This is a genomic window from Trueperaceae bacterium (assembly GCA_031581195.1).
Classification (GTDB): Bacteria; Deinococcota; Deinococci; order Deinococcales; family Trueperaceae; genus SLSQ01.
On record JAVLCF010000040.1, the window covers coordinates 1 to 6562 of the forward strand.

Here is a 6562-nt window from a genome sequence, read left to right on the forward strand (position 1 = left end):
TCAGGTCGTCCGGATCCTCGATCCCGACGGAGTAACGAATCAACCCCTCGGGGATGCCCATCGCCGCGCGCTCCGCCTCGGTCAGCTCGACGTGCGACCCGGTGCGCGGCGGGGCGACGACCGTCTCGACCGCGCCGAGGTTCGCCGCGCGATGCGCGAAGCGCAGGCGCGGCACGACCCGCTCCACCGCCCCGAACCCGCCGTGCAGATCGAACGACAGCATCCCTCCGAACCCGCCGGGCATCTGCCGGGCGGCGACGGCGTGACCGGGGTGCGACGGCAAGCCGGGGTAGTGCACCTGCGCGACGTTCGGATGCGCCTCCAACCACGTCGCGATCCGCAGGGCCGACGCGTTCTGCCGCTCGACGCGGAGCGCCAGCGTCTTCATGCCCCGCAACAGGTCGTACGCCGCGCCGGGGTGCAGGGCCGCACCGTTGATCTCGCGGTGGTGGTAGATCCGCTCCACCCCATCGCGGGCACCGGCGACGACCCCACCGAGGGCGTCGGCGTGGCCCCCGAGGTACTTCGTGGCGCTGTGCAGCACCAGGTCCGCCCCGAGTTCGAGGGGGCGTTGGTTGACGGGGGTCGCGAAGGTGTTGTCCACCACGACGGTCGCCCCCTGGTCGTGCGCCGCGGCGGCGAGCGCCGCGAGGTCCAACACCTTCGTCGTCGGGTTGGTGGGGGACTCGAGGTAGAGGACGTCGAGGCCATCCCCGATCGCCGCGAGGATCGCGTCGTGATCGAGCGTCTCGCACAACGCGACGTCGACGCCCCAGGCCGGCAGGAACTCGCGGAACACGACGTTCGTCCCGCCGTACGTGTCCTTGACCGACACGACCCGTCGGCCGGGCGCGAGGAGGGTGGACAGCGTGTCGCTGATCGCCGCCATGCCGGTCGCGAAGGCGGTGGCGGCCTCGGCCCCCTCGAGGGCGCGGACCTTGTCCTCGAAGGCGGCGACCGTCGGGTTCGTGTTGCGGCCGTAGATGTGGCCCTCCGCCCGCCCGAGGGCGACGTCGCGCCAGTGGTCGAGGTCGTCGTAGCCGAACGCGACGCTCTTCACGACCGGGACCTGCGTCGCGCCGCCGGTCCAGGGGCCCGCCTCGCCGCTCCAGACCGCGCGGGTCGCGATGCGTGGCGGGGCGTCGGGGCGGGGGGTGGCGTCGTCGGCGCCGGGCGTGCGGGGGTCGTCGTCGCGGGGCATCAGACCTGGATGGTAACGCGCGCCCCGTCGTCGAGCAGGTGGACGGCGTCGGAGAAGCGCAGGACCCGCGAACGGAGGCCCATCGAAATCGTGTGGGTGCGGGCGCCGCCCCCGAAGAACTTGACGCCGCGCAGCAGGTCGCCGTCGGTGATGCCGGTCGCGGCGAACACCATCTGCGATCCGGGCGCGAGGTCCTCGGTGCGGTAGACGCGTGCCGCGTCGACGCCCGCCTGCGCCAGGCGACCGCGTTCGGCGTCGTCGCGGGGCGCGAACCGGCCGAGGATCTCCCCTCCGATGCTGCGCAGCGCGGCGGCGGCGAGCACGCCCTCCGGCGCCCCGCCGGTCCCCATGACCGCGTGGACGTTCGTGCCGCGGACGGCGGCCGCCAACGCGGCGATGACGTCGCCGTCGCCGATGAGCTTCACGCGCGCGCCGGCGTCGCGCACCTCGCGCACGAGCCCTTCGTGGCGGGGGCGGTCGAGCACGACGATCGTCAGGTCGGCCACGGCGCGGCGAAGGCTCGCGGCGATCGCCTGCAGGTTGGCCGCCACCGGCCACGTCAGGTCGACGGCGCCGGCGGCGGGCGGCCCCACGATCAGTTTCTCCATGTAGACGTCGGGGGCGTGCAGCAGCCCCCCGCGTTCCGCGAGGGCGATGACGGCGACGGAGCCGTTCACCATGCGGGCGGTGATGCCGGTCCCCTCGACCGGATCGACCGCGATGTCGACCGGCCAGGCGTCGTCGCCGGCGAGGCCGACCTCCTCCCCGATGTACAGCATGGGGGCGTCGTCGCGCTCCCCTTCGCCGATCACGATGCGCCCGTCGATGGCGAGCTCCCCGAGGATGCGGCGCATCGTTTCGGTGCCGGCGCGATCGACGAGGTCCTCGTCACCCATGCCCGCCACGCGACTGGCGGCGATCGCCGCCTGCTCCGTCACGCGGACGGTATCGAGCACGAGGGCGCGTTCGAGGGCGGTCGGGTCGTGCCCGCCCGGCGCTGCGGAGGTCATGCGTGCGGCTCGGGGGGCGCCCCGTCGTCCGGCGCGTCGTCGGTCTTCGGCGCGCTCGCCCCTTCGTGCCGGGCGAGCAGGACGCGGGCGACGTCGTCCAGCCCGAGGCCCCGTTCGCGCAGGAGCACCGTGAGGTGGAACAGCAGGTCGGCGGCCTCCTCGCGAAGGCCGTCGTCGTCGTGCTCGAGGGCGGCGACGACGCTCTCGCCGGCCTCCTCGACGACCTTCTGCGCGACGTACCCGGGACCGCGCTCGTGGAGCTGCGTGACGTACGACCCCTCGGGAAGCGTCGTGAGGCGGGCGTCGACGACGCGCTGCAGGACGCCGAAGGCGTCGGCGGGCACCGTCGACCCGGTGGCGGCGTCGTGCGCGAGGGGGCGATGGAAACAACTGCGCGCCCCCGTGTGGCAGGCGGGACCGGCGGGCTCCACCTGGTACCTCACCGCGTCCCCGTCGCAATCGAGGGTGACGGTCCGGACCCGCTGGAGGTGCCCGCTGGTGGCGCCCTTGCGCCACAGTTCGCCGCGCGAGCGGCTGTGGTAGTGCGCCTCGCCGGTCGCGAGCGTCGCCTCGAGCGCCTCGCGGTCGGCGTGCGCCAGCATCAGGATCTCGCCGCTCGCGGCGTCCTGCGTGACGACCGTGACGAGCCCGTCCGCACCGAAGGCGACGTCGTCGAGCGTTAGGGTGGAGGCGTCGTCCATGGCGCGAGTCTACCCGTGCGGTCCGGCGGCCCGACCGACGCCGGCCGCGAGCGCCGCGCCGCTCACGCGTCCTCCAGCGTCGCGAGGGCCGCCGCGAGGTCGCGGACGAGGTCGTCCGCCGCCTCGATGCCCACCGAGACGCGCAACAGATCCTCGGGCGTGGGGGTGTCGGGCCCCTCGACGGGGGCGCGGTGCTCGATCAGGCTCTCCACCCCCCCGAGGCTCGTGGCGGGGCGGAACCAACGGGTGGCCGCCGCGACGCGGCGGGCGGCGTCCGCGCCGCCGCGCACCCGGAACGACAGCATCGCGCCGAAGCGGTCCATCTGCGCCGCCGCGACGGCGTGGTTGGGGTGGTCGCTCCGTCCGGGGTAGGCGACCGCGTGGACCGCGGGGTGCCCCGCGAGGAACGTCGCGAGGGTCTCGGCGGTATCCGATGCGGCGCGGACCCGGAGCGCCAGCGTGCGCAGGCCCCGCAACGTCAACCAGGCGTCGAACGGGGAGGGGACCGCCCCCTCGAGCCCCTGCAACGACCGCGCGAAGGCGAACGTGGGGTCGTCCTCGCTGCGCGCCACCACGACGCCGCCCAGCACGTCGGAGTGCCCGGCGAGGTACTTCGTGCTGCTGTGCATCACCACGTCCGCGCCCTCGCGGAAGGGGTCGGCGACGCCGGGCGGGGTCCAGGTGGCGTCCACCGCGAGCCGGGCGCCGGCCCGGTGCGCGAGGTCCACGGCGCCCGCGACGTCGCTGACCTTGAGGCTCGGGTTCGACGGGGTCTCCAGCCACACGAGGGCGACGTCGCCCGCGGCGAGCGCCGCGCCCACCGCGGCGAGGTCGGACGTGTCGACGAACCGCAGCGTCACGCCCCAGCGCTCCGCCTGCGCAAGCAGCAGCCGGCGGATGCCGTGATACATGTCGTCCGGCACGATCGCCACGCCGCCCGGATCGACGCTGCGCAGCAGCGCCGACGCCGCCGCGGACCCCGACGCGAAGGCGGCCGCGGCGGCGTGCAGGCCGGCCGCCGGGTGCAACGCGGCGACGGCCTCCTCGAGCCGCGTTCGCGTCGGGTTGCCGGTGCGGGCGTAGACGTACCCGGCCCGCGCGGAGCCGTCGGGCTCCTGGAGGAACGTGGTGCTGGGGTGGATGGGGGGCGTCACGGCGCCGGTCTCCGGGTCCGCGTCCGCGCCGGCGTGCACCGCCAGCGTCCGCAGGTCCGGCCCACCGTCGCGCGCGTCCCCGCCGCCGCTCACGCGGGGTCTCCGACGTCGTCGAGGCGCACGGGGACGCCGGCCTCCGCCAGAGCGCGCTTGACCTCGGGCACCGTCGTTTCGCCGCGGTGGAAGATGCCGGCCGCCAACGCCGCGTCGGCCTCGCCGACCTCGAGCACCTCGCGCAGGTGCGCCGCGGTCCCCGCGCCCCCCGACGCGACGACGGGGAGGTCGACGGCGCGCGCGACGGCGCGCGTGACCTCGAGGTCGTACCCGGTGGTCATGCCGTCGGCGTCGATGCTGTTGAGGACGATCTCGCCCGCACCGAGCGCCTGGCCGCGTTCGGCCCACGCGATCGCGTCGAGGCCGGTCGCCATCCGGCCGCCGGCGGTGAAGACCTCCCAGCCGCCCTCGGGACGGCGCTTCGCGTCGATCGACAACACGACCGCCTGCGCGCCGTAGTGGTCCGCCGCGCGGCGGATCACCTCGGGGTCGGCGACCGCCCCGGAATTGATCGAGACCTTGTCCGCCCCCGCGCGGAAGAGCGCCTGGACGTCGTCGAGCGTGCGTACGCCTCCGCCGACGGTGAGCGGCATGAAGCAGCGTTCCGCGACCCGGGTCGCGACGTCGAGGATCGAGGCGCGCCCCTCCGCGGTGGCGGTGATGTCGTAGAACACGAGTTCGTCGGCGCCTTGCGCGTCGTACCGCACGGCCATCTCGACCGGGTCGCCGACGTCGCGCAGGCCCCCCTCCTCGGCGCGACCGAACTGCTGGCCTCGCGTGACGCGCCCGTCGTGCACGTCGAGGCAGGGGATGATGCGCTTGGCGAGCATGCCGGACGATACCGCCTCGCCGACCGCGCGCGACGGCGTCAGCGATCGAGGCGGCTCAGGAGCTCCAGGTGGTGCGTGTGCGGTTGGAAGTCGAACGGCTCGACGTGCACCAATCGCCACCCCTGCGCGGTCCAGGCGGCGACGTCGCGCGCCCACGTCGCGACGTCGCAGGCGACGTACAGCACCGTCGCGGCCGGGGAGGCGGTGACCGCGTCGCGCAGGCCCTTCGACGCCCCCGCGCGGGGCGGGTCGAGCAGGACGGTGTCGGCCCCCGCCAGCGAGGCCCGGCGGGCGTCGCCGCGCTCGACGCGGACGCCGGCGAGACCGGCGCGCGCGACGTCGCGTCGCCCGCGCGCCACGAGCTCGTGCGCCACCTCGACCGCGACGACCTCGTCGTAGCGGTCGGCGAGATGCATCGCGCCGACGCCGCTCCCGGCGTACAACTCGACGGCGCGGGCGCCGCCGGGCGCGAGGTCGGCCAGCGCGTCGAACAGCGCGCCGGCCGCCGCCGGGTTGGGTTGCGCGAACGCCGTGGCGCTCACCGACACCTCGACGCGCCCATAGCGTTCACGGAGTTCGCGGGCGCCGGCGAGGCGTTCCTTGCCGCTCCGGAAGCGCCCCCGTGCATCCCGCGGGGCGCGGGCGACGCCCGCGACGCCGGCCCGCACGAGTGCGTGGGCGGGGTCGAGGAGGGCCGAGGCGGGCGCGTCGGCGATCCACGCGACGAGCGCCTCGCCGGCCTCCGTTCCCCGAATGACGACCTCCTCGACGCCGGAGGGGGGCGGGAGCTCCGCGACGGCGTCCCAGGCCGCCCGGACGCTGGGCATGGCGGTCGGGTCGCCGTCGAGCGGCACGATCTCGGTGGCGCCCTCGCGCCGGAAGCCGAGGCGTCCGGCCTGGACGGCGGGCTGCACGACGCTGCGGTAGCCCCACGTTCGGGGGGAGGGCCGAACGTCGGGGACGCCCTCCGGGAGCGCGAGGCCGGCGCGGTGGGCGGCGTCGGCGAGCACGTCGCGCTTCAACCCCAACTGCGCCTCGTACGCGGCGAAGCCGAGATCGAGCCCGGGGTGCCGGGGCGCCTCGACGCGGTCGGGGCTCGGCCGCACCACGCGCGTCACCCGCCCCCGCAGGACGCCGCCCCGCCGCTCGACGTCGGCCTCGACGACCTCGCCGGGCAACGCCCCGCGGAGCAGCACCACCTCCCCCTGCGGGGTGCGCGCGAGGGCGTACCCCCCGTGCACCATGCGTTCGGGTTCGAATCGGTTCGCCACGCGCGCACCCTACCCGCGCCGGGCCTGCCGGCCCGAGGCTGCTATACTCGCGGCATGAATCGCTCGCTGCAGGAGGTCGTCGAACTCGTGGTCTTCGCGCTGGTCGCGGTGATCATCGGGACCGGCGCGGTGTGGTTGAGCGGCTGGGTCCTCGGGCTGCTCGGGACCGTCCTCACGTGGCTCGCGGGGCTCGTGTGGGCGCTGCTGCGCTTCCTGGTGCCGGTCGCGCTCGTCGCCGGCGCGGTGTACCTCCTGGTTCGCTACCTGAACGACCGCAACGGCGCCGACGCGGCCCCCGCGGGCGCGGGGGCGCCCCCGTCGCCGTGGACGATGTCCGCCGA

General features: G+C 75.5%; 7 protein-coding genes. 1 reads left to right on the top strand and 6 read right to left on the bottom strand.

From position 1 onward, the window contains the following. The 6 genes from RI554_05230 to RI554_05255 all read right to left on the bottom strand — a co-directional run. Nucleotides 1-1201, bottom strand: a 1201-nt coding sequence (locus RI554_05230) for a cystathionine gamma-synthase family protein (GenBank protein MDR9391414.1), incomplete at its 3' end; no start/stop codon positions are given. Then, complete coding sequence (gene glpX, locus RI554_05235; GenBank protein ID MDR9391415.1) at nt 1201-2211, bottom strand: class II fructose-bisphosphatase; 1011 nt, start codon at nt 2209-2211, stop codon at nt 1201-1203. The genes glpX and RI554_05230, both read right to left, overlap by 1 nt. Beyond that, nucleotides 2208-2912: a bifunctional phosphoribosyl-AMP cyclohydrolase/phosphoribosyl-ATP diphosphatase HisIE gene (hisIE, locus tag RI554_05240; GenBank protein MDR9391416.1), complete on the bottom strand. Its 705-nt coding sequence runs from the start codon at nt 2910-2912 to the stop codon at nt 2208-2210. The genes glpX and hisIE overlap by 4 nt, the downstream gene beginning before the upstream one ends. A 62-nt stretch (nt 2913-2974) precedes the next feature. Beyond that, nucleotides 2975-4159: a PLP-dependent transferase gene (locus RI554_05245; protein MDR9391417.1), complete on the bottom strand. Its 1185-nt coding sequence runs from the start codon at nt 4157-4159 to the stop codon at nt 2975-2977. Beyond that, entirely contained in the window at nt 4156-4950 is a 795-nt protein-coding gene (gene hisF, locus RI554_05250; GenBank protein ID MDR9391418.1) for an imidazole glycerol phosphate synthase subunit HisF, read from the bottom strand. The genes RI554_05245 and hisF overlap by 4 nt, the downstream gene beginning before the upstream one ends. Nucleotides 4951-4988: 38 nt before the next feature. Next, nucleotides 4989-6221 (bottom strand): hypothetical protein, encoded by a 1233-nt coding sequence (locus RI554_05255; protein MDR9391419.1) that lies wholly within the window; start codon nt 6219-6221, stop codon nt 4989-4991. A 54-nt stretch (nt 6222-6275) separates the two neighbouring features. Here RI554_05255 and RI554_05260 point away from each other — a divergent pair. Beyond that, on the top strand, nt 6276-6562 hold a 287-nt coding region (locus tag RI554_05260; protein ID MDR9391420.1), incomplete at its 3' end, for a hypothetical protein.

Coding starts and splice junctions, on each gene's coding strand:
- glpX (MDR9391415.1), bottom strand. CDS start 2,211: ATGACCTCCGCAGCGCCGGGCGGGCACGACCCGACCGCCCTCGAACGC.
- hisF (MDR9391418.1), bottom strand. CDS start 4,950: ATGCTCGCCAAGCGCATCATCCCCTGCCTCGACGTGCACGACGGGCGC.
- hisIE (MDR9391416.1), bottom strand. CDS start 2,912: ATGGACGACGCCTCCACCCTAACGCTCGACGACGTCGCCTTCGGTGCG.